At 67.6% G+C, this 24,938-nt stretch carries 26 protein-coding genes; 21 read left to right on the top strand and 5 right to left on the bottom strand.

Going from position 1 to position 24,938, the window contains the following annotated elements; translation table 11 throughout:
• Positions 1–42 precede the first annotated feature (42 nt).
• The 5 genes from OC490_RS29730 (at position 43) to OC490_RS29710 (ending at position 7,234) form a co-directional block, all read left to right on the top strand.
• Positions 43–936 carry an FAD binding domain-containing protein gene (locus OC490_RS29730; protein ID WP_262061091.1) on the top strand — a complete coding sequence of 298 codons (894 nt, stop codon included), beginning with the start codon at positions 43–45 and terminating at the stop codon, positions 934–936.
• Entirely contained in the window at positions 933–2,681 is a 1,749-nt protein-coding gene (locus tag OC490_RS29725; protein WP_262061090.1) for a 2Fe-2S iron-sulfur cluster-binding protein, read from the top strand. Before OC490_RS29730 ends, OC490_RS29725 begins: the two co-directional genes overlap by 4 nt.
• Complete coding sequence (locus OC490_RS29720) at positions 2,678–4,993, top strand: xanthine dehydrogenase family protein molybdopterin-binding subunit (RefSeq protein WP_262061089.1); 2,316 nt, start codon at positions 2,678–2,680, stop codon at positions 4,991–4,993. The genes OC490_RS29725 and OC490_RS29720 overlap by 4 nt, the downstream gene beginning before the upstream one ends.
• Positions 4,994–5,250: 257 nt before the next feature.
• Positions 5,251–6,426 carry an SUKH-4 family immunity protein gene (locus OC490_RS29715; protein WP_262061088.1) on the top strand — a complete coding sequence of 392 codons (1,176 nt, stop codon included), beginning with the start codon at positions 5,251–5,253 and terminating at the stop codon, positions 6,424–6,426.
• A 100-nt stretch (positions 6,427–6,526) separates the two neighbouring features.
• Positions 6,527–7,234 (top strand): DinB family protein, encoded by a 708-nt coding sequence (locus OC490_RS29710; protein ID WP_262061087.1) that lies wholly within the window; start codon positions 6,527–6,529, stop codon positions 7,232–7,234.
• Between the two features lie 9 nt (positions 7,235–7,243).
• Here the strand turns inward: OC490_RS29710 and OC490_RS29705 are convergent, their stop codons facing one another.
• Together OC490_RS29705 and OC490_RS29700 are read right to left on the bottom strand one after the other, a co-directional pair.
• Positions 7,244–7,630 (bottom strand): AQJ64_40280 family protein, encoded by a 387-nt coding sequence (locus OC490_RS29705; RefSeq protein WP_262061171.1) that lies wholly within the window; start codon positions 7,628–7,630, stop codon positions 7,244–7,246.
• 648 nt (positions 7,631–8,278) lie between these two features.
• Positions 8,279–10,387 (bottom strand): ATP-binding protein, encoded by a 2,109-nt coding sequence (locus OC490_RS29700; RefSeq protein WP_262061086.1) that lies wholly within the window; start codon positions 10,385–10,387, stop codon positions 8,279–8,281.
• A 166-nt stretch (positions 10,388–10,553) separates the two neighbouring features.
• Here OC490_RS29700 and OC490_RS29695 point away from each other — a divergent pair, with 166 nt between their 5' ends.
• Positions 10,554–11,582 (top strand): DNA cytosine methyltransferase, encoded by a 1,029-nt coding sequence (locus tag OC490_RS29695; protein ID WP_262061085.1) that lies wholly within the window; start codon positions 10,554–10,556, stop codon positions 11,580–11,582.
• Between the two features lie 150 nt (positions 11,583–11,732).
• Here OC490_RS29695 and OC490_RS29690 read toward each other — a convergent pair whose 3' ends face one another.
• A complete protein-coding gene (locus OC490_RS29690; RefSeq protein WP_262061084.1) occupies positions 11,733–12,749 on the bottom strand; it encodes a pentapeptide repeat-containing protein in 1,017 nt (338 codons plus the stop codon).
• A gap of 433 nt (positions 12,750–13,182) precedes the next feature.
• Between OC490_RS29690 and OC490_RS29685 the strand changes: the two genes are divergently transcribed.
• Together OC490_RS29685 and OC490_RS29680 are read left to right on the top strand one after the other, a co-directional pair.
• Positions 13,183–13,629 carry a GntR family transcriptional regulator gene (locus tag OC490_RS29685; protein WP_262061170.1) on the top strand — a complete coding sequence of 149 codons (447 nt, stop codon included), beginning with the start codon at positions 13,183–13,185 and terminating at the stop codon, positions 13,627–13,629.
• Positions 13,630–13,640: 11 nt separating this feature from the next.
• Complete coding sequence (locus OC490_RS29680; protein ID WP_262061083.1) at positions 13,641–14,210, top strand: HD domain-containing protein; 570 nt, start codon at positions 13,641–13,643, stop codon at positions 14,208–14,210.
• Here the strand turns inward: OC490_RS29680 and OC490_RS29675 are convergent.
• Positions 14,198–14,671, bottom strand: a complete 474-nt coding sequence (locus tag OC490_RS29675) for an NUDIX domain-containing protein (protein WP_262061082.1) — start codon at positions 14,669–14,671, stop codon at positions 14,198–14,200. The genes OC490_RS29680 and OC490_RS29675 overlap by 13 nt on opposite strands.
• The gene (locus OC490_RS29670) at positions 14,671–15,438 is read right to left on the bottom strand and encodes a helix-turn-helix domain-containing protein (protein WP_262061081.1); all 768 of its coding nucleotides are present in this window, start codon (positions 15,436–15,438) and stop codon (positions 14,671–14,673) included. The genes OC490_RS29675 and OC490_RS29670 overlap by 1 nt, the downstream gene beginning before the upstream one ends.
• A 498-nt stretch (positions 15,439–15,936) precedes the next feature.
• Between OC490_RS29670 and OC490_RS29665 the strand changes: the two genes are divergently transcribed.
• From OC490_RS29665 to OC490_RS29605, 13 genes are all read left to right on the top strand, one after another.
• Positions 15,937–16,749: a DUF4097 domain-containing protein gene (locus tag OC490_RS29665; RefSeq protein ID WP_262061080.1), complete on the top strand. Its 813-nt coding sequence runs from the start codon at positions 15,937–15,939 to the stop codon at positions 16,747–16,749.
• 102 nt (positions 16,750–16,851) lie between these two features.
• Positions 16,852–17,142 carry a hypothetical protein gene (locus tag OC490_RS29660; protein ID WP_262061169.1) on the top strand — a complete coding sequence of 97 codons (291 nt, stop codon included), beginning with the start codon at positions 16,852–16,854 and terminating at the stop codon, positions 17,140–17,142.
• The gene (locus OC490_RS29655) at positions 17,139–17,285 is read left to right on the top strand and encodes a hypothetical protein (RefSeq protein WP_262061079.1); all 147 of its coding nucleotides are present in this window, start codon (positions 17,139–17,141) and stop codon (positions 17,283–17,285) included. Before OC490_RS29660 ends, OC490_RS29655 begins: the two co-directional genes overlap by 4 nt.
• Positions 17,282–18,409: a conjugal transfer protein gene (locus OC490_RS29650; protein WP_262061078.1), complete on the top strand. Its 1,128-nt coding sequence runs from the start codon at positions 17,282–17,284 to the stop codon at positions 18,407–18,409. Before OC490_RS29655 ends, OC490_RS29650 begins: the two co-directional genes overlap by 4 nt.
• Positions 18,406–19,020 (top strand): GGDEF domain-containing protein, encoded by a 615-nt coding sequence (locus tag OC490_RS29645; RefSeq protein ID WP_262061077.1) that lies wholly within the window; start codon positions 18,406–18,408, stop codon positions 19,018–19,020. Before OC490_RS29650 ends, OC490_RS29645 begins: the two co-directional genes overlap by 4 nt.
• Complete coding sequence (locus OC490_RS29640; protein WP_262061076.1) at positions 19,017–19,358, top strand: RRQRL motif-containing zinc-binding protein; 342 nt, start codon at positions 19,017–19,019, stop codon at positions 19,356–19,358. The genes OC490_RS29645 and OC490_RS29640 overlap by 4 nt, the downstream gene beginning before the upstream one ends.
• Positions 19,359–19,481: 123 nt before the next feature.
• Positions 19,482–21,710, top strand: a complete 2,229-nt coding sequence (locus OC490_RS29635) for a cell division protein FtsK (RefSeq protein WP_262061075.1) — start codon at positions 19,482–19,484, stop codon at positions 21,708–21,710.
• A gap of 141 nt (positions 21,711–21,851) precedes the next feature.
• On the top strand, positions 21,852–22,103 hold the full coding sequence (locus OC490_RS29630; RefSeq protein ID WP_262061074.1) for a hypothetical protein: 252 nt from the start codon (positions 21,852–21,854) through the stop codon (positions 22,101–22,103).
• Between the two features lie 16 nt (positions 22,104–22,119).
• Positions 22,120–22,314, top strand: coding sequence for a hypothetical protein (locus OC490_RS29625; RefSeq protein WP_262061073.1), 195 nt, complete (start codon positions 22,120–22,122; stop codon positions 22,312–22,314).
• Positions 22,315–22,334: 20 nt separating this feature from the next.
• Entirely contained in the window at positions 22,335–22,802 is a 468-nt protein-coding gene (locus OC490_RS29620) for a hypothetical protein (RefSeq protein WP_262061072.1), read from the top strand.
• A gap of 18 nt (positions 22,803–22,820) precedes the next feature.
• A complete protein-coding gene (locus OC490_RS29615) occupies positions 22,821–23,111 on the top strand; it encodes a hypothetical protein (protein WP_262061071.1) in 291 nt (96 codons plus the stop codon).
• Positions 23,112–23,312: 201 nt separating this feature from the next.
• Entirely contained in the window at positions 23,313–23,960 is a 648-nt protein-coding gene (locus OC490_RS29610) for a DNA methylase (protein WP_262061070.1), read from the top strand.
• The gene (locus OC490_RS29605) at positions 23,957–24,835 is read left to right on the top strand and encodes a bifunctional DNA primase/polymerase (protein WP_262061069.1); all 879 of its coding nucleotides are present in this window, start codon (positions 23,957–23,959) and stop codon (positions 24,833–24,835) included. The genes OC490_RS29610 and OC490_RS29605 overlap by 4 nt, the downstream gene beginning before the upstream one ends.
• The last annotated feature ends 103 nt before the right edge of the window (positions 24,836–24,938 follow it).

Below are 24,938 nucleotides of genomic sequence, written 5' to 3'. Positions count from 1 at the left end.
AACAGGTGGGACCAGGTGGGGCAGCGGGAAGGGGCAGCCGGTTTGACCACGCACGCACCGCAGGCGGGGCAGTCCGTCACGCTGCCCACGACGCTGGACGAGGCCGTGGCGGCGCTCACGGCCCTGCCCACGGCCGTTCCCGTGGCCGGCGGCACCGACCTCATGGCGGCCGTCAACTCGGGGCAGCTCAGGCCCAGCGCGCTGGTCGGTCTCGGGCGGATCAGCGAGATCCGCGGCTGGCAGTACCAGGACGGCCACGCGCTGCTCGGTGCGGGCCTCACGCACGCCCGCATGGGCCGCCCCGACTTCGCCGCCCTCATCCCGGCGCTCGCGGCCTCCGCGCGCGCCGCGGGCCCGCCGCAGATCCGCAACGCGGGCACCCTGGGCGGCAACATCGCCTCGGCCGCGCCCACCGGGGACGCGCTGCCCGTACTGGCCGCCCTGGAGGCGACGCTGATCATCGCGGGCCCGGGCGGAGCCCGCCGGGAGATCCCGGTGTCGCACCTCCTGGCCGGCGTCGAGATGCTGCGCGGCGGCGAACTCATCGGCTTCGTGCGCGTGCCCCTGCTGCACGCCCCGCAGGTCTTCCTGAAGGCCACCGGCCGGACCGGCCCGGGGCGCTCGGTCGCGTCCGTCGCGGTCGTCCTCGACCCCGCCAGGCGCGGCGTCAGGTGCGCCGTCGGCGCCATAGCGCCGATGCCGCTCAGGCCTCTGGACGCCGAGCAGTGGGTGGCCCGGCTGATCGACTGGGACAACGGCCGCGCGATCGTCCCCGAGGCGCTGAGCGCCTTCGGGGAGTACGTCGCCGCGGCCTGCATCCCCGACCCGGCCCCGGCCGAGGACGGCTCCGTGGAACAGCTTCCGCCCGCGGTACTGCACCTGCGGCGCACCGTCGCCGCACTTGCCCGACGAGCACTCGGGAGGGCGCTGTCGTGACCGACGACCAGCACGGAGAGGGCACCCCCCAGGGCGGCGGACGCTGGGACCCGCTGCCCCAGGGCGACTACGACGACGGTGCCACGGCCTTCGTGAAACTCCCCGAAGGGGGCATCGACGCCCTCCTCGCCGCCCCGGGCCACGGCTATGTGCCACCGCCCATAGCGGCCGGCCCCGCCCCGGACGGCGACCCGTCGGGCACCGGCTCCTGGGCCGTGCCCGCCGAGGGCGTCCAGTGGCCCGACCCGAACGCCGTACCGCAGCAGGGGACGGCCGGGGGCGAGCAGTTCGCCTACCAGCCCGGGGCCACCGGCCAGTGGACCTACCAGGACAGCAATGCCACGGACGCGGGCACCGCGCCCGGTCACGACGTGACCGGGGAGTGGTCGATCCCCGTCGCCGGGGGCGATCTCCCGGACGAATCGGGCGAGTTCACCACCTCCGCCCTGGTCGAGCAGTGGGGCGGCACCCCGCCCGCCACCCTGCCCGGCGGCGCGCCCGCGCCCTGGGCGACGGACGGCGCGGGCCAGAACTGGGCACAACAGGCGTCCGGCACGGGCGTCACGGAGCGGCCGGGGCAGCCCGACGCGCACCCGGCCGAGCACACCGACGGCCGCGGCGCGGCCTACCCGGCGACGGGCACCGACGGGCGGGGCACCGCATACCCCACCAACGGCACCGACGGCCGGGGTACGGCGTACCCGGCGACGGACACCGACGGACGCGGCGTGGCACACCCGGCCGACCGTTCCGAGGCGCACCCGTCAGCCGAGGCGCCCCGCCGGCCGTACGAGGAACCCCAGGGCGCCGACCCGTACGCCCACTCCCGCACCGAGGCCGCCACCGACCCCTACGGGGACGCGCGCGGCGACCGTCACGACGACGCCTCCGCCGAACTCACCGCGGCCGACACGCAGTCGGCCGACGAGAACGGCACGGCGGGCGACGATGCCGAAGGGGCCGAGGGGGCCACTGAGAGGCCCGCTGAGCCGTCCGTGGCGGCCGACGCGTCCGACGGTGCCGAAGCCGCCCCGGAGGCCGCTGAGGCGCCCGTGACGGCCGCGGACGCCGACGCGCCGGACGAGGACGCCGAGCCCGCCCCGAAGATCCCCGGCGAGGAACACCCGCTCGCCTCCTACGTGTTGCGCGTCAACGGCGCCGACCGGCCCGTCACCGACGCCTGGATCGGCGAGTCGCTGCTCTACGTGCTCCGCGAACGTCTCGGCCTCGCGGGCGCCAAGGACGGCTGCTCGCAGGGCGAGTGCGGGGCCTGCAACGTCCAGGTCGACGGACGGCTCGTCGCCTCCTGCCTGGTGCCCGCCGTCACCGCCGCCGGCTCCGAGGTCCGTACGGTCGAGGGCCTGGCCGTCGAGGGACAGCCCTCGGACGTGCAGCGGGCGCTCGCCAAGTGCGGTGCCGTGCAGTGCGGTTTCTGCGTGCCCGGCATGGCGATGACCGTGCACGACCTCCTGGAGGGCAACCCCGCGCCCACCGAACTGGAGGCGCGCCAGGCCCTGTGCGGCAACCTGTGCCGCTGCTCCGGCTACCGGGGTGTCCTGGACGCCGTACAGGAAGTCGTCGCCGAACGCGAGGCGCACGCCGCTGCCGCCGAACCTGAGTCGGACGGCGACGAGGCGCGTATTCCCCACCAGGCGGGCCCCGGGGGCGGTGGCGTCCACCAGTCGGCGTTCGAGTCCCCGCGCACACAGGACCAGGTGTACGGCCAGGACGGAGGTCAGGCGTGAGCAACGAAGCCGCCACCGCGACCACGGAGGCCGCGCCCGCCCCGGAGCTGCCGGGCCACGGCCTGGGCGCCTCGCTCCCGGCCGCCGACGCCCGCGCCAAGACCGAGGGCACCTTCCCGTACGCGGCCGACCTGTGGGCCGAGGGCCTCCTGTGGGCGGCCGTCCTGCGCTCACCGCACCCGCACGCGCGCATCGTGTCCGTCGACACGTCCCACGCGCGCGACATGCCCGGCGTACGGGCCGTCATCACCCACGAGGACGTGCCCGGCAGGGACCTCTACGGCCGAGGCACGGCCGACCGCCCGGTGTTCGCCTCCGAGGTCGTACGCCACCACGGGGAGCCCATCGCCGCCGTCGCCGCCGACCACCCGGACACCGCGCGGATGGCCGCCGCGGCCATCATGGTCGAGTACGAAGTACTCGACCCGGTGACCGACCCCGAGCAGGCCTTCGAGGCCGAACCGCTGCACCCCGACGGCAACCTGATCCGGCACATCCCGCTGCGCCACGGCGACCCGGACGCGGCCGGCGACATCGTCGTCGAGGGTCTGTACCGCATCGGCCGCCAGGACCCCGCTCCCATCGGCGCCGAGGCCGGCCTCGCCGTGCCCCGTCCCGACGGCGGGGTCGAGCTGTACATCGCCTCCACGGACCCGCACACCGACCGCGACACGGCCGCCGCCTGCTACGGCCTGGAGCCCGACCGCGTGAAGGTCGTCGTCACCGGCGTCCCCGGGGCCACCGCCGACCGCGAGGACCAGGGCTTCCAACTCCCGCTCGGACTGCTCGCGTTGAAGACCGGCTGCCCGGTCAAACTCACCGCCACGCGCGAGGAGTCCTTCCTCGGCCACACCCACCGCCACCCCACGCTCCTGCGCTACCGCCACCACGCCGACGAGGACGGCCGCCTGGTCAAGGTCGAGGCCCAGGTGCTGCTGGACGCGGGCGCCTACGCCGACACCTCCTCGGAGGCACTGGCCGCCGCCGTCTCCTTCGCCTGCGGCCCCTACGTCGTCCCGAACGCCTTCATCGAGGGCTGGGCCGTCCGCACCAACAACCCGCCCTCCGGGCATGTGCGCGGCGAGGGCGCCATGCAGGTCTGCGCCGCCTACGAGGCGCAGATGGACAAGCTCGCCAAGAAGCTCGCCATGGACCCGGCCGAACTGCGCCTGCGCAACGCCATGGCCACCGGTGACGTCCTCCCGACCGGCCAGACGGTGACCTGCCCGGCGCCGGTCGCCGAACTCCTCCAGGCCGTACGGGACTTCCCGCTGCCGCAGCTCCCCAAGGACACCCCCGAGGACGAGTGGCTGCTGCCCGGCGGCCCCGAGGGCGCGGGCGAACCGGGCGCGGTGCGCCGGGGCGTCGGCTACGGCCTCGGCATGGTCCACATGCTCGGCGCGGAGGGCGCGGACGAGGTCTCCACGGCCACCGTGAAGGTCCACGACGGCATCGCGACCGTCCTGTGCGCGGCCGTCGAGACCGGCCAGGGCTTCACCACCCTCGCCCGCCAGATCGTCCAGGAGACCCTGGGCATCGACGAGGTGCACGTCGCCCCCGTGGACACCGATCAACCGCCCGCCGGCCCCGGCTGCCGTGGCCGCCACACCTGGGTCTCGGGCGGCGCGGTCGAACGAGCCGCCAAGATGGTCCGCACCCAACTCCTCCAGCCCCTGGCGCACAAGTTCGGCATGTCCACCGAACTCCTCCAGATCACCGACGGCAAGATCACCTCCTACGACGGTGTCCTCTCGACCACGGTCACCGAGGCCCTGGACGGCAAGGAACTGTGGGCCACCGCCCAGTGCCGCCCGCACCCGACCGAGCCCCTGGACGAGGCGGGCCAGGGCGATGCCTTCGTAGGCCTCGCGTTCTGCGCGATCCGCGCGGTCGTCGACGTGGACATCGAACTGGGCTCGGTGAGGGTCGTCGAACTGGCCCTCGCCCAGGACGTCGGCCGCATCCTGAACCCGACCCAACTGGTCGCCCGTATCGAGGGCGGCGTCACCCAGGGCGTGGGCATCGCCCTGACGGAGAACCTGCGCACCGCGCGGGGCCTGATCCGCCACCCCGACCTCACCGGCTACGCCCTCCCCACCGCCCTGGACACCCCCGACATCAAGATCGTGAAACTCGTCGAGGAACGTGACGTGGTCGCCCCCTTCGGGGCGAAGGCGGTCAGCGCGGTACCGGTGGTCACCTCCCCGGCGGCCATCGCCGCCGCCGTACGCGCCGCGACCGGCCGTCCCGTGAACCGCCTGCCGATCCGCCCCCAGGCGGCGGTCGTGACGAACGGCCAGTACGGGCAGTAGGCGGCGCCGGCAGAGCGGTTGCCGAGGGACGGGAACGTTCACGGGTGGTCCGAGCGTCTGATGGGGTGAGGATGTTCCGGACGTTTCGCGTCCGTCCGCGCTCTGCGATGCGTTTTCACTCCGGGTTCGCCGCGTTTTCGCTGGTCAGAGCCATTGTCAGTGGTGCCGCGTAGTGTTTTGGGCAGTGGGGACGACCGCGGAACACCGGTGCCGCACGGGGAAGATTCACGCACGGTGGAACCATGCACGGGGGAACGATGAGCAGGACCGACGCCGGTTCTACGGCGACCATGATCACCTTGACCGAGGACGACCTCGATCCGTACATCACGCACGCGTCCACGCGCCGCTGGCTGACAGGCCCCGGACTGCCGGGTGACAGTGGCCTGTTGACGTTCGAGGAGCTGCGCAGGGAGGGCCTGCGGACGGTCGCGGACTCGCTGGGCGATCCCGACCCGCTGGCGGAGGAGCTCCGGGACCAGCTGGTGATAGGCGCGCTCTGGGGACCCGACGGCGGCGAGGCGGAGTCGATCCTGCTGGACGGCGAGACGGGCGAGATCGCCACAACGTACTTCTTCCAGGACCGCCCGGACCTGATGGAGACCGGCCCACTGGCCCCGTCGATCGAAACGCTGGCCCGCTTCACCGTGACCACCGACGAACTGACCGCCCTGCGCGGCCAGTTCGCGTCCTACGAGGGCCGCCACGGCGCGCAGACGGCGGCGGAGGCGTCACGCCACCTGCTCTCGATCTTCGAGTCGGAGACCGACGGCGAGGTGCCCCCGTTCTGGAAGGCGGCGGCACTGATCCGTCCGCTCGCCCTGGTCGCGGGCCCGGGCACGACGTCAGGCCTGACCCTGGACATCCCGGCCCGCCTGCTGGACCAGGAGTTCGGCCAGGGCACGGTCGCCCGCTTCGAGGAGGTCGACTTCCCCGCCACCCTCACCCACGAGCCGACCCGCCGCTTCCTGCGCGAGACGGGCCTGCCCGAGGACGCGTTGCTCTTCCAACTGGACACGGACGTCCCGCTCCCGACCCTGGCCGAGTACTACGAGGACGAGCCCGCCGACGAACTCCCCGCCCGCTCCGACGAGTTGATCCGCCTCGGCTATCTCGTAGAGGACAACAGCCTGGTGGTGGACGGCGCCACGGGCGAGATCCTGACCTGGAGCGAGCCGGAAGCGACGCTGGCTCCCCTCAACACGGACGTCTCGACCCTCGCCTTCACGCTCTGGCTGCTCCACCGCGAGAGAGCGATCGACGCGGACCTCTCGGGCGAGCTGACGGCAGAGGCGTACGACCAGTTGGCCACGACGATGCTCCAGACCCTGTCGACGGTGGACCCGACGGGCCGGCACGCCGGGACGACCGGCCGACGCCACCCGCACTACTGGACGGAGGCGTTCCAGGACGAGGCGGGAGGAGTGCTCTGACCCGGATGCGGCGGCGGGTGGCGGAATTCGTTCGCGCCGATGTGAAGTGAGCCGTTACCTTCCTTCCGCCTGACCGCAACGTGGCGAGGGGGAACAGGACATGGACACGGAGATCACACGGACCGACCGCTTGGGCGTGCTGCTGGAGCAGTTCGACAAGGCCCGGGAGATGGCCCAGGTCCGGCTGACGGGACTCGGCGACGAGGAGTACCTCTGGGAGCCGACACCCAACTGCTGGTCTCTCCGCCGCCGGAGCGAGGCGGTGACACCGAGGGCGTTCGGACCGGGGGAGTGGGTGCTCGACCTGGGCGCGCCGGACATCCCGGCAACCGAGTACGCCGAGGTCGCCCGCCAGGCCGCCGGCGGCATGACCGTCGCCAAGATCGCCGAGGACTGGAGCGTGAGCGTCGAACGGGTCGAGCAGGTCCTCGCCCACACAGGCGAGCCGGAACCGGACTCGACACCGATCACGACGATCGCGTGGCGCCTGGGCCACCTGCACTTCCAGTTCGCGGGGGCGTGGGAGTGGACGTTCGGTGAGCGACGCCGGGACCCGAAGCAGATGGTCGACTTCACGCCCTCGGCGGCCGTGACGTTGGAGCAGTTCTGGCCGGTGATCGACCGCTGGCGGGCAGCGGTAGCCACGGTGACAGAAGAGGACCTGGACACTGTCGGCTTCTCTCAATACCCGTACGGCTCCGACCCCGACGACCCGTACATAGCCGTCGTGGCGGGAGCCAACCTGGAATTCATCCACCACATGGCGGAGATCGCACTGCTGCGGGACCTGTGGCGGGCGAGGTCGTGACGAGGTGAGTCAGGTACCGGGCTGAGCGCTCCAGGCGCGCCGGAGAGCTGCCTGCACACCCTCCCCGAGCACCGCACGCGTCGTCATCTCGCCCGGCAGCGTGGGCAGTTCGGCCCAGTGGGTCACGGTCTCGGCACTGTCGAGCCCGTAGGGCAGCCGGACGACGCCGTCGGAGTCGACGAAGCAGTCCCGGTGCTCCGTCCCGTCCGCACCGAAGTGCAGGGAGGTGAAGTACATAGGTCGTACCAGCCAGAATTCCTCACCCAGCGCGGCATCGCCCTCGGCGTCGCCGTCCGCCGGATACCGCCCGGTGATCGCAGCCGCCACCGGCATACCACTCCGGGGCAGCCTGTCGCGCGCGTCGACCCACGTCACCACGGTGTCCAGATTCACCATCTCCATGCCGGGCAAGACGACCGGACGCCCGCGCAGGTTGCGTCAGCTTGCTTCGCGCTGGGTGGCGTAAGCCGCCGCCGCGGACGCGCAGTTGACCCGCGGGTTACCGGCGGGCACCGACTGCTCCACGCGCTGCAGGACACTGAACGCGTCCTCGCCATCGACACCGTGCTTCTTCAGACCCTCCAGCGTGTGCTGTGTCCGGAGGCATCCTCTACCTCGTAGACCACGCCGAAAACGACCAACGAAGCCGCAGGGCATGGCTCCGGGACGGTACACCTGCTTGCGGCGCAGCCGAACGAAAGGGCGGCACCCCGATGGGATGCCACCCTTCCAACTCTGGAGGCCGTGGCGGGAATCGAACCCGCGTAACTCGCTTTGCAGGTTTGTCCGGGCTGGTCAGGGCTTGATCCGGACGTGTTCACTGGCGTTCATTCCCGTACAGACGCTGTGCCCAATGAGGCGGGGCGAACGGTCACGGACGGCCGCGCACGGCCATGAACGAGACGGAAACTGAGACGGGTGCGGCCTCTCTTTGAGGCTGCACCCGATCGACTGTCCGTTCAGAGACCATTGACGCGCCCTCTCGGCCAGCCTCGCAGCGGACGAGTCAGCCGGCACGAACTCCGAGGAGCGGGCCGGATAGCCTCACAGTTCAAGCTCCGGGAGAGCCGGGTTTTCGTTGGAGCTGCGAGGTGCGACGATGCTGGGGGCCGTGTCCGGCCTCACAGGGGTCCACCCACCTGCGGTCGATTCAACCAGCTCAAGGAAGTCCCTGTGTGCTCGCTTGGTGGAATCGAGCACTTCGTGCCATGTTTTTCGGGCCACGTTGGGGTCATTCTCAAGCGAAGAGGTCGACACCTCATCGAGGAGTTCGACGCTATCTACCACGAACGTCAGCCTCCTGTAGGGGAACTGGCGTCCTAGTTCAGGATTGTCGTCGAGGAATTTACGCAATGAATGGAGATATCTCATTGCGTTCAAAAACTCTGCATCGGTCAGCTTGTAGCCGAGCCTCTTGATTTCTACAATCCAGAGGACCCCTGAGTCGTGAAGCAGGACAAAATCAGGTTCCTTCGCTTTCCGGTCAATCGCCGTGGTGCTGATATCGGTACCGTATTTCTTGGCATACCACGCTTCAAAGCTAGCCCTGACTCGTTTAAGGGATTCGTTCATCCCCAATGGGGTCCACTCGGGAGCCAGGATCCACGGAGCCTGTTCGATCAGCTCTTGTAGTGGCCTCTCCAGTGTCCTTCCGTCACCAATCAGTGCCTCCAGTTTGGCCACGACATCTAGCCGTTCGGCTGCCACCTGGCCCAGTGAGTACATTTCCGCAATGTGGGCTTTCTGGAAGAGATCCATGACGGCATCCACAGTGGTTTCAGTCGTCTCGGCCACTTCCCGGAGCGCCTGAAGAAGGCTTCGATGCGGCCCCAGTGACATAGCTAGATTACTAATTCGCTCCACATGCTCGGGGTCCCTGAGTGAATCATTGTCTGAATCCCGCACGAGGAGAGCCGCAGCTTCTTTGACGGAATCCCGGTAGACAGGATCGGATGGTGCTGCTTCGATCAGCTTCTGCTCCAATTGTGAAGTTTCCATGAAGTAACGCGTCTTTGCGCGTCGGGTATGCTCTTCACTCCGCTTCGCAAGCTCACGCATCAAGCTCTGGCCCCACTGGCTGAGAGCTTCCCCTAGGTCTGAAGACCAAATGATGTCTTGTCGGTCGGATCGGATTAGATCTTCGTCCTCATCCAACCATTCGGCGTGAAGCTCTCCCACGATTGAACTTCGCAGTTTGAATTCCCCGTGAAACCCCGTGACGATGCCAAAGTCCATCGTCTGAGCCACGAATTTTCCTCGGGCATAGATCCGGACACCCGCCATGGTGGCGTCCTTGTAGGATTTCTCGCTGTAAGCGACGTATCCAGTTACCGGGAGAAAAGAAGATTCGAAGGGGACGGGTCTGTCAGCGAGATCAATTCGAGTCCCTTCCATTAGGTCAATCTTGAGTCGTCCAAGTGTAAATTTATCGGTCATCGAAGAAGCGTTTTTAACGCACACTCGCCAATCGCTGCGTTCAAGGCCGAACCTTGCAGCAAGTTGCCTATTGAGTTCATCCTTACTGGGTACACGTTTCCGAGAGAAATCTCTCAGCTTAATAGTGGTTCCGTGTTCCTCGGACCATGTGCCGTCCAGTTCGCCAGTCTCTGGATGGTAGTCCTTTTCTGTGTCCGCAAGCATGTCAGAGAGGTGAAGGATTAAGTGAGAGGTTAGGTAACCGCTCTCGGTTTTGTCACCCCCAGCGGAAATTACCTCCACTGTCTTGCAGATGCCGAACGGGGCGAGCTTACCGATCCCCTTTCTGCCCATGACCGGACGATTCTTACCGCGAGACTTATCGCTTCCCGTGCGAGTGCGCCTATCGGCACCCACGGTCAGATAGTGACGATTTATTTCGGCAGGAGTCATTCCGTGGCCGTCGTCAGAGATTACGATCTCGTATGCTGCGGAGAGGTGAGGGGCTTTGGGGTCGAAGAGGAAGGCTCCCCATGGAAGCGTGACAGTTACGTCTTCTGCGTCCGCGTCGTAGGAGTTGGCGATTAGTTCAGCCAAGACTGCCGCTACACGGTCGTAGAGCTTGATTCCGAGCTTGTCGATCGTGAGTCGACTGATGCGCATCGTGTAGACGTGTGCAGGGTCGGTGCTTGGCGACATCGCGGCCGACACACGCTCAGGATCGTCGGGGGCGTGCATGGGAAGCTGCTCAGGGTGGTTCGGCGAGTCTGACATCAAGGGCCCCCTGCGGTGGTGACGATGGGCACGACATCCTGCATGATGTAGCGTCAGCTTGCCTAGGGCGCACGCCAGTTGCAGGGGCGCACGATGGTCACGAAGCGCTAAGTTGGGCTAACATCCAGCCGTGACAAAGCCAACTGCCATCGACCTCTTCGCAGGAGCCGGCGGAGCCACCCAGGGGCTCGTGGAGGCTGGCTTCTCTGTCCTGGGCGCGGTCGAGATTGAATCCGATGCTGCCGCTACCCACGCCAAGAATCATCCTGGTTCCCACCTGTGGGAAACGGACATCCGTGCGCTACAGGCCTCTAAGGTGCGCAAGCAGTTGGGGTTAGCCCCCGGCGAACTGACATTGCTTAAGACCTGCCCTCCCTGTCAGGGGTTTTCGTCGCTTGCGTCTGGCAAGGGACTGACTGATCACGAGCGTAACGATCTCGTTCTGCATACAGTTAGATTTGTACGTGCGCTGATGCCGCAAGCCGTTCTATTGGAAAATGTTCCGGGTCTGGCAAAGGATGCGCGTCTGCAATATGTGCGTGATTCGCTTTACTCTCTTGGTTATGTGTCAATGGTTTATCGGTTCGAGGCGTCCGATTTTGCTGTACCGCAACGCAGGCGTCGTCTAATTATGCTCGCCGTTAGAGGGAAGCGGCGGACATTGCCGGATGATATTGCCGAGATTATTCCCGACCTGCGTGGTTCCGTCTCTGTCAGAGCCGCTTTTTCCGAATTGGAAGATACGTATAGAGCAGGAGATCCGCTAAACCGTCATCGGAAGAATTCTGACAAGGTTCGGCGTCGTATTGAGGCGATCCCCGTTGGTGGAGGGCGCCTAGACCTCCCAGAAGAACATCAGCTCGATTGTCACAAGAGGGTCGGCACAAAACACGCCACTGCGTCGTATGGCCGCCTTAAGTGGGATTCTCCTGCGTCAACTATGACCACCCGATGCACAACACCGGCGTGCGGCATGTTCGTTCACCCGGAAGAGCATCGTGGCATCACCTTGCGTGAGGCTGCCACGTTGCAAACGTTCCCGGCAGATTACGATTTTCAAGGCGACTACGGTTCTATTGAACGGCAGATCGGCAACGCCGTACCTGTGCGTATGGCGCACGTCCTTGGGACGGCTGTGCAGAGGACGCTAAACCTCTGACTATTGATTGCTGCACGTCCGGGGCCGATCTCTGGCGCGTAATGTGATGACGTGATGGCATTCTTGCTAACCGCTCGCATGGCCGTCTATGCGGGTTTACGGAGCAGACCGTACAGGCGGGCCAAGCGGCCCACCCCATTCGGTGAGTTCTTACTCAAGATTTTGAGGAATCTCGGCCTGCTTGAATCCCTCGGCTGATGTCAATTGAGACACAGTCAACCCGCGGCATTGGCTCAGTTTGGCGTCAGCGATATTAGCTCCCTTTAAATTCGCTCCGGCCAATACGGCGCCATCCAGCTTGGCGCCCGACAAATTCGCTCCTTGTAAATTGGCGCCAGTGAGGTTAGCTTTAGTCAGGTCGGCCTTCGAAATATTAGCTCCGCTAAGGTTTGCCTCGGTTAGATTCGCATTTTCCAGGATAGCGCCCTCCAAATCGGCTTGCCCCATGTACGCATTTTTGAGGCTGACTCCCTTGAGCCACCCCTCACTCAAGATGGCACGCCTCATATCTGCCTTGTCGAGTACTGCGTTCCCCAGTCGGACGCGTCTGAGGTTAGAATCTTTAAGGTCGCATTTAAGTAAATATGTCTTTCGTAGATCGATGCGAAAAGGTTCTTCTCGTTTAGGGCGGCGTCCGAGTGCAGTTAAGGCCGCACTCAAGAACTCGGGGAATCTCTTGCTGATCTCCTCTACTTGCGCGGTGTTGTCGAGTTGCGCATTGGCTCGCACGAAAGCTGCCAAAACTTCGGCAATTGTTAGGTGATCCCGCTCCGAATCATGCATGATTCGCTCCAGTGCGTAAATTCCGCCTAGCTTCCCTGTGGAGCTTTCGGAAGATAGCATCTTTATTGCAGCGGCGTACCTGTCGATTACCTGACCTTCGCGGGTTAAGGCGGCTTGCTCATTGTCTTTATCGCGCATATGTTCGAGAAGGTCTCGACTGTGGCGATAGTTGCGGTCGGTGTAGTACAGGCTTGTTGCCGCTATGGCCCCCGCTCCTACTGCCACGAGGGCGGTTCGGAATCCGGTCACCACGGCTGCGGCGCCGGGGGTCAGGGCGGGACCTAAATGCTTTGAGTCCGCCCACCATGGGCCTTTCCAAATCAGCAAAAGAAAAAATGTTGCGCCGACGGCTAACGTGCCCCAGAGAAATGCTCGTTTCCTCATGGGGAAACCTTGCATCGTTCGGGGCTGCCGGGTGCCTACGGTTTAACGTTGTGTTGCGTACTTGTTACATGGCCTTGCGTACGGCCTGTTGGTGAGGACTTGATCACCAAAGTGACGCTCAGTTAATCCATCCCTAAAGGGAGTGCCAGGGCTTTCATTTCGGAAGTCCCCTACGCGTTCGGAGTCTTTCTGCGGGCCTTGCCCAAGTCGTCCAGTGCCTGTCATTGATGTGCACGCAACGCCACCATCATCATTAACCTGGTCGGAACCCGGCTCGCGCACCACCTTGCCTCGCTGGAGTGAGGCTGGAAAGGATCAGTGACCTGGCTGCGAACTCTCAATAGGTCGGGCGTGCTGGCGATGGTCATCAGCGAACCGCAACGGTCGTGGGACCCTTGGCATCGAAAGGTGGAGCGACGTGAGAGGAGCCGAGGTGCCGGAGGCCAGTCCGCGCGGAACCTACCTGGTCATTGCGGAGGCGCTGCGAAGCGAGATCCAGGCGGAGCAGGGCGGCGACACCCTGCCGTCCGAGGCCGGTCTGATGCACTCGCACGGAGTCTCGCGGAACACGATCCGCCGTGCGCTCAAGGTTCTCGAAGCTGACGGGGTTGTCGAGTCTGCCCCCGGGATTGGGTGGCGCGTGGTCCGAGGAGGCGACCGACGGTCGCTCGCGCAGCGCATGACGGACGTGATCAAAGAAGACTCGCTCTCGGTTGGGGACACGTACCCGTCCGAAGCGAAGCTGTGCGAGCGGTTCGACGCATCCCGGACTGCCGTGCGCCGCGTTCTGGCGCAGATGGAGGGAAACGGTCTCCTTGCCACCGTGCATGGCAAGGGGCGGACCGTGCGCGCTCTCCCAACTCCTACCACCCGCCCGTAGTCTTGGCCGCCATGGGACTGACTGAGTGGGCGTACACGCTCTCCGATTCGCTGCTCTCCGAACCGCTGCCGCGCCGGTGGGAGCACTCGCTAGGGGTCGCCAAGCGCGCTCGCTCCCTGAGCCCGATCCTGGGGGAGGACGCGGAGCTACTGGAAGCCGCGGCCGTGCTGCATGACATCGGTTACTCGCCGGCCATTGCTGTCACGGGCTTTCATCCCCTGGACGGCGCGCGGTTCCTCAGGGATCAGGAAGGTGCGGACGAACGGGTTGTTCGTCTCGTGGCGCATCACTCCTGTGCCTTGCTGGAAGCGGAGGAACGCGGACTCCGTCAGGAGCTTGAGGACGAGTTCGACCTAGAGCGTCCCGACCTGGTGGACGCCTTGCTGTACAGCGACATGACGACGACGCCGGACGGGACGCAGACGACGGCGGCTGAGCGGCTGGATGAGATCGTGCAGCGATACGGCGCGGACACGATCGTCGGGCGGTTCATCCAGCGCGCGGCCCCCGAGATCCATGCAGCGTCGAAGCGCGTCGGAGACCGGATGGCCGAAGTCTCCGGTAGCGGTCAGCCGATGTAGGGCTCTCGCCGTGTGTCATCGAGGCCGTGCTGAATGCGCAGCATCATCGAAGGATGGATGTCCAGTCCGCCAAGGTCCGCCGGAGCAATCCAGCGGACCTCTTTCGATTCGCTGCTTGTGCGCAGCGAACCGCCGACCGGATGGGCCCGGAAGCAGATGGAGAACTGTTGCCGGACCTCGCCGTCGTCGTACGCCAACACGTGCTGAGGGTCGGTGTAGAGCCCCACGATGTCGTCGACCTCAACGTTGATGCCGGTCTCTTCCCGGACCTCGCGCACGACCGTGTCAGCGATGCGTTCGCCGATGTCGTGGCCGCCACCGGGCAGGGCCCAAAGGTCGTTGTCTGTCTTGTGGATCAGCAACAGACGTCCCGCATCGTCCCGGACCACCGCCGTCACCGAGGGGACCACTGAGTTGGCCTTCGGGGCGTTCGGGTCGCGGAAGTAGTCGATCCGGCTCATCAGCGCGTACCTTCCCAATCGGCGGGTGAGGAGATCGGACGGGCCGACTCCCACACCTTCTCAACACTCTCAGCGTAGGCGTCGAAGAGTTCACCGCCCGGGACCCGTTGCAGGTGGAGCACGGGGGCCATGTAGGCGCCGACCCCGTACAGGTGGCCGTTCGCCAACATCTCGTCATCGGCCCGGTAGATCGAGTTGTAGAGCGTGGTGCCGTGCAGGCGGAACTCGACACCGGGCAGGCCGAAGAGCGAGCCGTAGTTGACGAGGGCGTTTCGAATCTTGCCTGCCATCGCAGCGCCGATCCCTTCGTCCTCGCCGCGCATGCCAACGGCAGGCGACGTGGGCTCTCCCAGCATGAAGCGGATGGGCACTCCGTCGGCCGACTTCTCTTTCACGATGCGGTGGAACGACGCGTCTTCCGTGAGCCAGAACCCGGAGTACACCAGCAAGTCGAACTGACGGGTCGCCTTGGAGTAGAGGTTCGTCCAGAGGGTTTGCATCACGACGGAGCGGTGTGGATAGAGCCTGACCAACTCCGCGTTGCCGGCAGCCGCGACCTCGGCTGACGTGCGCTCGTCCGGCCACAGGTACGACACCTCGCACCTCAACAGCGATGCGGTTGCGAACTGGAATCGGCGATATGGCTTGCGCTCAGGTTCGTTGATCCATCGCTCAACTGTCTTGGCCGCGACCCCGAGCCGTGCGGCGACCTCATCGAGTGTCAGGCCCAAGTCCACTATCGCGCCGCGCAGTCGCTCGTTCGCCATGCCAACCTCCGACTTCCTGGGACGACTTGGTTCGACTTCACGGTAGCTAAGAACGACCTGAGCCGCGCAACCGCGAAGTCGAACGTCGTCGCTGCCGACGCCAGTCTGTAGGTACATCGAGCGCGAGGGACTCGCAGACCTCCAACAGCCGAAGGGCTTGACGGGGCGAACCTCCCTCTGCAAGATGAGGAACACGTAATACATGTTCCTCTTGTTCGGGTCGCTTCGGCGGGCCGATCGAGCGCACGACAAGGGGCCCGGGACAGAGCGGGCCGAGGGACCCGGACCCCTGGTCAACCGGAGGGCTCAAGACCGAAAGGTCACGTCTCCATACGCCTGAAACGGGAGCCCGTGTTCCCGAAGGAGACAGCGCACTACCTCACATCAACTCCCCGCTACTGGCGGGGAGTTGGCTCGCATTCCCGACGCGGCGGCACTCCCGGACAGGACAGCCCGCCGCGCCCGGTCTCGCATCCCGACGCAGTCAGGAGTTCTTCCATGACCGAGCGCATCATCCCCGTGGACGCCGTCGGCCCGATCGCCCTGGATCTGGCGATGAACACCGGCAGTATCCGCGTTGTAGTCGACCCCGAGCTGAAGCAAGCGCGCATGGTGCTGACGACGGAGGCCGCCTCCGGCCTGTCCGCCGATGCGATCCGTGACACCACCGTCAGCCTCACCGGGCAGAACCTCAGGGTCCGTGTCCCGGACGTCGCCGGCGGCATGGGCGGCAGCACCACCATCCGTGTGGGCGGCAACACCATGACGTTCTCCGGCGGCAACGGCGTGCAGTTCGTCAACGGCAACGTCCACATCAGCGGCCACAGCGGCGGCAAGGTGTTCATCAACGGCCGCGAGGTCACCGGCACCGGCCCGGCCGGAGACGCGGTCACCCCGATCACCGCGACGATCCACCTGCCCGCGCGGTCGGTGGCCGTGATCAGCACGCACAGCGCGAACACCGTCGTCACGGGCACGCTGGCGCGGCTGGAGTACGACGGCACCTCCGGAACGCTGACCGCTGAGCGGGTCGGCGACCTGGAAGCCGTGGTCACCAGCGGCAGCGTCATCGTCGGCGAGGTGGGCGGCCCGCTGGACATCAACCTCACGTCCGGCAGCGTCAACGTCGGCGCCTACAGCGGCCATCTCGCCCGGCTGAACCTCACCTCCGGCAGCGTCCGCATGGCTGCGACGGCGCAGGCCACGGGCCGTCTGTCCGTGAATGCGACCTCCGGCAGCGTCCGCGTCACCGGCGCCGGTCACCTGAACGTCCGCCGCCGGGTGACCAGTGGCCACGTGCAGATCAGCTAACCCCTCGCCCCACTTCACTTCGCGGTGCGGTCGCACTCCCGGACAGGACAGCCGACCGCCCCGCGCACTTCCCGACGTATCTAGGAGAGATCCACCATGCGTATGCGCACTTTCGTCGCCGGCCAGGAAGCGCACGGCGACACCGAGTTCGCGGAACTGGCACTCGGCATCGATGTCGACCTGTTCCGGGGCCCGTTGGAGTTCGAGACGGACGGCGAGCGTGCCGCCCGACAGGACGCGGCCCGTGACATCCTCGCCGACCTGCGTGCGGGGGCGGCGGCCGGTGACGAGATCGCCGGTTGGGACGCCCTGTACGCGGACGCCCTGACCCGCACGGTCCCGTTCCTGCGTTCCGCTCGCGTCTTCCGGTCGGGGACGGGGGAAGCGGCATGAGCGGAGACATGAACTTCGACGACCGCATGTTCCTGGAGAGCGAGGCCGTCTACCAGCGCATCCTTGACGGCCAGGTCACCGACGTGCAGGCCGAACTCATGGAGGCCCAGCTCTGCGCCTCGCAGGAAGGTGATCAGTCATGAGCGCACGCAAGCCGCTGACGAGGGTTCAGATCGGTGTGCTGACGGCCGCGTTCGTGCCGATGCTCGCTACGGGCGTGGTCGGCGGGATCGGCACCTACAGCAACATCGGGCACGCCTACGGCACGGGAACCGCGCTCGGCGCCCTCGGTGCTGGCGAGGGCGCCACCGCTGTTCTCGCCCTGGTCCTGCTGGGACTGACCATGCTGGGACAGTCCTCGCCGCGCGTCGTGCGGACCGGGCTGTGGGCACTGCCGGCCGCCGCCGCCGTCATGGGCGCCATGGCCGCACCGGACCCGGGGCGGACCGTGATCTACGCCCTGACCCCGATGGGCATGTCCGTGTCGGCGGAGGGCATGGCGTTCCTGGCTCGCCGGATCGTCGTCCACACCGACGGCCGCGACGCGGAGAACGAGCGGCGCACCGCCGACATCGTGCAGGCCCTCGCCTACCATCGCGCCCGTGCCGCACACCACCCCAGCGATCGGGTCAAGAAGTGGTCAGAGCGCAAGTCGTGGCGGCTGGCCCGCAAGGTCGGTGTCGGGGATGCCGCGCTCGGATCGAGGCTGCTGGACGTCCAGCGCGACCGGATCACCGACGGCGCGGACGCGGCGCTTGCGTCGATGTTCGGCGGCACAACCCCCGCCCTCGCCCCGGGGCACACCATGGAAACAAATGCGGAGGAATCGGCTGGAAGTAGTCGAGAACGGTCTACCTCTGACCTGCCCGTATCGAGCACTCCCACGGTCGTGGTGACGCGGCTTGTGGTGCCCGACCCGGCGCCGGTCGATCTCGGCAAGTCGGGCGTCGGCACGAAGCCGGTGCCCGCCGCCGTCCCGGCGGTGAAGCCGGTCCCGATCGCCCCGGCACCCTCTCGCTCGGTCCCGGCCGCGTCGATCGTGCCGCGTCGGGCGACGGGCCGCGTCCCGGTCGCTGCCAAGTCGCCCCGCAGCCGCCGCACCCCTGAACAGCTCATGGCACAAGCGCGCAAGGCGACGGCTGGCCTGACGGACGCTCAGGTGACTGGGGAGGGTATCCGCCGGGCCCTGCGCACCTCGCCCGCCAACGCCCGCATGCTGCGTGACGCCCTGCTCGCCGAACGCGCTACTACGGCGGTGACGCCGTGAGCATCCTCGCCGCGCTGTTACCGGCCGTGCCCGCTCTCGGGTGGGCGGTCCATGCCCGGTGGCTGCACAGCCGGTTGACCACCGCCCGCCGGGACCCGCTCACCGGGTTGTGGACGCGGGACGCGTTCACCCGGCGGGCCCGTCGCCTGCTGCGCGACCCGCGCGCGGTGGTCGTGCTGGCGGACGTCGACCACTTCAAGCAGATCAACGACCGTTTCGGCCATGCGGCCGGTGACGCGCTGCTCGCCACGATCGCCGACCGCCTTGCCCATGGTGCCACCCCGCGCGGGGTCGTGGGACGGCTCGGTGGGGACGAATTCGCCGCCGTCGTCATCGACCGCGACGGCACGATGCCCGATCGGCTGCACACCCTTGCCCGTGTCCTGGCCCGGCCGGTCGACACCGCTCCCGAGGTGCACACCACGGTGTCGCTGGGGTGGGTACGGGCCGCCGACCACCCCGGTGAGGACCTGTCCGCGCTGCTGCACCGCGCTGACGAAGCCATGTATGCGGCGAAGCGGTCGGGCCGGTCGGGTCCTCGCCGGGCCCGTCTCGGGCGGCTGCTCGGGTCGGTGGCCGGCCGTCGTCCCGGACGGCGCGGCGCGGCATGAGCACGCTGCCGGTCTTCCGGTGGCACCTCGCCCCGGACGGCTACGCCACCCGCCGTCAACTGCGGGCCCGCGACCTGCGCCCCGGCGGACAGGACGTCGCCGCCCAGCTCGAACGCCCCCGGCGACGAGGCCGCCCGCCGCTTGTCGCCTACCTGTACCGCGTCGACCTCGCCAAACCGGTCCGGCCGATGACCCCGGGTCGGTGGCGGGCCCACGCCGCGATGATGCGCGCCCGCCGCACCTGCCCCGAGTGCCACCGGGACGCCGGATACGTCATCCCGTCCACGCTCGGAACCTGCGTGACCTGCGCCTATCCCGAGGAACAGCGCGCCGCCTAAATCGACATGGAACATTCCGTTCCAGCCTTCGTCGAAATCACCGCCACTTTTGGCGGGTCCGGCCGTCCGCCTCCTACAGCAAGCCGGCCGGACCCTTTCGACTCCCGAAGGAGTACGTACATCGTGACCGAGACCACCGCCTTCACGCCCGCCGGGGACCCGGAGGGCACCGAACAGCCGACGGCCGCCGTGCTGCCGTTCCCGCTGAAGAAGAAGACCGACCCCGACCCGACCACCCCGAGCGAGGGCGCGGTGAAGCCGGGGGAGTGGGAGGCCGAACTCCCCGACACTGACGACCCGGAGGCCGACGGCCTGACCGAGGGGGCGCCGGTCGACCCGCCGCGCGAGGTCTACCCGCCCTCGGTCGCGGAATGGATGGAGGCCAAGGACAAGGCCCGTCTGCCGGTGCTGCCGGACTGGGTGAAGCTTCCCGATCAGCGAACTGCCGTCCGCAAGTGGGCCGTTCGCCACTACTCGGCTGTGATCGGCTACCACGCCGTACGCCTGCCGTGCATCTACACGCCGAAGGTGCTGTGGTACTCGCCGCGCGGGGCGTGGCGTTGGTCGGCCGCGATCGGCCGGTGGGTGTTCGACGCAGAGGGCAAGTCGCTGCGTCTGCACTCCGTGGCCAACGAGGACGCGGCGGAGTACCTGAAGCTGTCGCGGCAGCGCAACGACCGCGTCCGCCTGCGCGGGATCGTTGCGTTCGTCGCCGGAGTTGTCGGTCTCGCCGCCGCTGTGACGCTGTTCGTCATGGCCCCGTCGTGGCTGCTCCTGCTGACCATAGCCACGCTGACCACCACGCTCGGGGCGGTCGGAGCGCCGGCGGACCGGCCGCTGATCGACATGGCCAAGGTGACGTTCCGCAAGCGCAAGTTGTCGTCGGACATCGTCATCCGAGCACACGAGGCGGCCGGGCTGACCACCAAGGATCAGACGATCTCCTTCCCCCGGCCGATCGGCCGCGACGGGGACGGATGGCGCGTGATCGTGGATCTGCCGTACGGCAAGACGTTCGAGGACGCGGTGAAGGCTCACGCCCGTCTCGCCTCCGGTATGGACATCGCCCCCACTCAGCTCTTCCTGGACAAGGACGAGACGAGCGGGCGTCGGGTGTCGTACTGGATCGCCGACCGTGACCCGCTCGCTGTGCCGTCGGGCAGGTCGCCGCTGTTGGGGGCGACGCGGGTGGACTTCTGGAAGCCGTTCCCGTGGGGTGTCGACGAGCGAGGCAACGCGGTCATGGCCACCATGCTGTGGCTGTCGCTGCTGGTGGGCGCCGTGCCGCGTCAGGGCAAGACGTTCTCTGCCCGCACGATCGCGCTCGCCGCCGCGTTGGACCCGTACGTGCGCCTGTACGTGTTCGACGGCAAGGCGTCGCCGGACTGGCGCAAGTTCGCGTTGGTCGCCCACCGCATCGGGTTCGGCATCGTGCCCAAGAACGGCATCGACCCGGTGGGACACCTGCTGGCGTCCTTGCGGGAGTTGAAGGCGGACGTTGAGGACCGCTACCACCGGCTGTCCGAACTGCCGTTGCACGTCTGCCCGGAGGGCAAGTTGACCCCGGAGATCAGCCGGGACAAGAAGCTGAACATGCCCCTGACCCTGTTCGTGGTCGACGAGGTGCAGGAGTACCTGACCCACCCCGAGCACGGCAAGGAGATCCTTTCCCTGATGGTCTACCTCGCCCGGGTTGCCCCCGCGGTGGGTGTCTCGGTGATGACGTCGACGCAGAAGCCGGACGACAAGGCGTGCCCCTCGGAGCTGCGTGACCAGCACCAGGCCCGGTTCGCGCTGCGGGTCGGCGCCTATCAGGTCTCCGACGTCATCCTCGGCGCGGGCTCGTACTCGGAGGGGCTGGACGCGTCCAAGCTGCTGAAGTCCCACAAGGGCGTGGGTCTGCTCAAGGGCATGTCCGACGACTCCGGGATCGTGCGCACCTACCTCGCCGACGGCCGCGACGCCGAACGCATCCTGACCAGGGCCGCCGCGCTGCGCGAGGCGGAAGGGACCCTGTCGGGCGACGCGGTCGGCGAGGTTCCGGCAGTCGAGATGTCCGCGACGATCCTTGACGACGTCGCTGCAGTGCTCGGCAAGGGCGAGGTCAAGGTGTGGTCGGAAACGGTCGTGGACCGCCTCGCCGACCTGCGCCCGGAGGTCTACGGCCCGTGGGCGGAGCTGGAGCCCAAGCCCAAGGCGGAAGCACTCACCGCCGCACTCAAGCCGCACGGCATCGGCACGATGCAGATCAGCCGCCGCATCGACGGCGAACAGGTCAACAAGCGCGGCATCAAGCGCGACGACATCGCCGCCGCGATTACACAGCGCAACCAGAAACGGGACGCCGGATAGGTCGCACAGCCTGCTACCGGTAGCGGCAGGCGTCGCTACCGGTAGCAACCCTGCTAGCGACCGAAACCACCCCTGATCAGGCCGCTAGCGCGTAGCTGCTGACCTGCGGAAACCCCTCAAACACCCTCTGAGAGGCCCCTGATGAGCCTTGCAGTGCTCGCTGCCGCATTCCTACTGATGGTCACCCTCGGTTACGTCGTCAAGTGCTGGCTGAGCCCGTTCGGCGACTGCCGTAAGTGCCACGGCATGGGCCACGGCTTCAAGACCGACCGCAAGGGCAAGACCAAGCGCGGCAAGGACTGCCGCCGCTGCGACGCGACCGGCAAGCGCATACGCGTCGGTCGCTGGATCTACAACCGCGCCGCGCGCACCTACCGCGCCGGCACCCGCTGACCCGCCGGAGACACCCGTGGTCCTCACCATCCCGCTCGTTCTGCTGCTCGCCGTCCTTGTCGGTCTGTTGCTGCGCTTCCGCGCGGTCGGCGCCGGCGCGGCCCTCGCTGTCGCGCTCTTCGGCTTCTACCTCGCCCACACCGGCGCGGCCGACACCGTCAACCAGCTCGTCACCGCCTTCACCGACGCCGTGCCCGGCGTCGGCCGCTGACCCGAAGGGAGACCAGCACCGTGAACGAACCCACCGCGTACGGCCGCCCGGCCCGACACGAGACAGCCGCCGTCGAAGTCCACACCCCCACCCCGATCGTCCCCGCCCACACCGCCCCGCTCATGCCCATGCAGCCGGGCATCATCCCGGCCGTGACGAGCATCGTCCTTCCCGACGGCCGCGTCGTCACCGGCTACGCCATGGAGCCCGCCAAGCCCGAACCGGTCGCCGCCAAGCCGGCCGTCTCGCGGGCGGCGGTGAACATCGCGCTCGGGGGCGTCGGGTTCCTCGCCGTGTGCGGGGGACTGCTCATGCTCACCGCGTTCATCACAGCCCTGACCGCCCTGATCACCCAACTGGTCATCCTCGCCGCCGTCATCTTCGGCGGCTGGATCGCCGTGCAGGTGTTCAGCGCGAGCGGCCACAGCGGCGGAACCACGGTCAACATCCGCAAGGCCGTCATCAAGCGCAACAAGTTCTACGGCTGACAAGGGAGAACAACACCCGTGATCCGACTACGCATTCAGGTCGCCCACTGGCCCCGCCGGTCCTTGGTCCTGACCGACACGCCCCGCCCCGACTGCTCCAACTGCGAGGGATTCGGCGGCATCGAGCACCCCTACGGCGACGAAAACGGCGAGTACGCCGGTGACGAGTGGGAGCCGTGCGACTGCTGGAACGAGTCCCGGCGCTGGTTCCTGATGCCCCTGCCGTACCGGCCCCGGTGGCTGCGTCGCCGCGACAACGGCCGTGACCCGTGGGGACCCGGCGGCTACAGCAACGAACCGCCCTTTTAGCTCTGCCCGTGGGCGGCGGCACTCCCGGACAAGGACAGCCCACCGCCCACGGTCTCCGATCCCGACGTTGCAGAACAGGAGACCAACAGCATGACCCAACTGCATGTATTCGGCGAGGGCTTCTCAGCCCCGGCCACTCGAACGGGGCGCGTGTTTCGGCCGCGTCTACTGGATCTCTTCTCGTGTGCCGGCGGTGTCGCGATGGGCTACTACCGCGCCGGGTTCGCCGTGGACGGCTGCGACATTGCCGACCGTCCCAATTACCCCTTCCCCTACCACCACGGCGACGCGCTGACCTACCTCGCTCTCCTGATCGCGTCGGGTGAGATCCACCGGTACTCGTTCGTCCATGCCTCCCCGCCGTGCCAGCACGGATGCGCCCTGACCGTGGGCACCAACGCCTCGCAGGGATGGGGCCGTACCCACGTCGACATGGTCGCTCCCGTCCGTGACCTGTTGGACGCGACCGGATTGCCGTACGTCATCGAGCAACCCAACGGCCGCGCTGCGATCCGCAAGGATCTGACGCTGTGCGGTGAGATGTTCGGTCTGGGGGTCATCCGGCACCGCAACTTCGAGTTGGGCGGTTGGACTGCCGACCGGCCGGCGCACGTTCCGCACCGTGGGCGGGTGCGCGGGTATCGGCACGGCCGGTTCTACGACGGCCCTTACGTCGCCGCGTACGGCGCCGGTGGCGGCAAGCCGTCCGTGCCGGAACTTCAGGCCGCGATGGGCATCACGTGGACCGACGTCCGCGAGGAACTCACCGAAGCCATCCCGCCCGCCTACAGCGAGTTCATCGGTCGCTCTTACCTCGCCAGCGTGAGGACGCTGGGGGCGGTCGCATGAGCACCACGATCGCCCACCTGCGGACCGCGCTGTATCTGGCCGCGCACGCTGTGCCGGTGCTGCCGCTCCGGGACGGGAAGGTGCCGTTCGGCAACTGCCGCACGTGCGCGAAGAACGCATGTGGTGGGCGGCCGAACATGAAGCGCGCCGGCGCCTGCCGTTGCACCGCCCCGTGCCACGCGTGGGCCGCTGCCACCACTGACCCCGCCGTCGTGACCTCGCCGCTGTGGACGTCGGCATGGGAGCGGGCCGTCTGCGTCGGCTACCACCCCGGTGGGGCCGGGCTGACCGTGGTGGACCTCGACAACACGGCCTCCGTCGCGTGGGCCCGCGAGACCCTGCCGACCACCCGGGTCGTGTCGACGACGCGCGGGCAGCACTGGATCTACCGGGGCGTCATGCCCTCCCACAACGCGGTCCGGCCCGGCGTGGACATCAAGTCGCTTATGTCCTACGTCCGTTGGCTGGGACCCGGCACCGGACCCGTGACCACGCTGCCGGACGCCGTGCGCGCCGTCGTGGTGAAGGAAGACGCCACCCCCGCCCCCGGGGAGGTGGACTCTTCCCTCCCCACCCGCGCCACGTGGTCGCGCGAGGTGGCCACCGGGTGCCGCCACACCGAGGACTACGTCCGCACCGGCCTGGAACGCGGCCTCGCCCTCGTACGGGCCCGCACCGAATCCGGCGCCGGATCACAGGCGTTCGGCGTCGCGCGGTTCCTCGCCGCACAGCACGCGACCTGCCCGGGGCCGTGCGGACTCGCGGCGATCGGCGAGGAGATCGTCACCGCCGCCGCCCTGGTGGGCGTTCCGGAGGCGTACGCCCGCCGCGCGGTCACCAACGGCCTTGAGACGACTGTCGAGCACGCGACATGAATAAAGCATCCCGAACTACTATGAAAGGCCGTCAGGGCGCCGTCCAGGGCCCGCCAAGGCCGCGCGTGGGCGAGCCGAAGGTCGCCGCCCGCAAGGGCGTCCC

It is taken from the genome of Streptomyces sp. STR69, assembly GCF_024519455.1.
Taxonomy (GTDB): Bacteria; Actinomycetota; Actinomycetes; order Streptomycetales; family Streptomycetaceae; genus Streptomyces.
The sequence above is the reverse complement of the archived record's forward strand: the minus strand, read 5'-3'. Positions and strand labels throughout refer to the sequence as shown.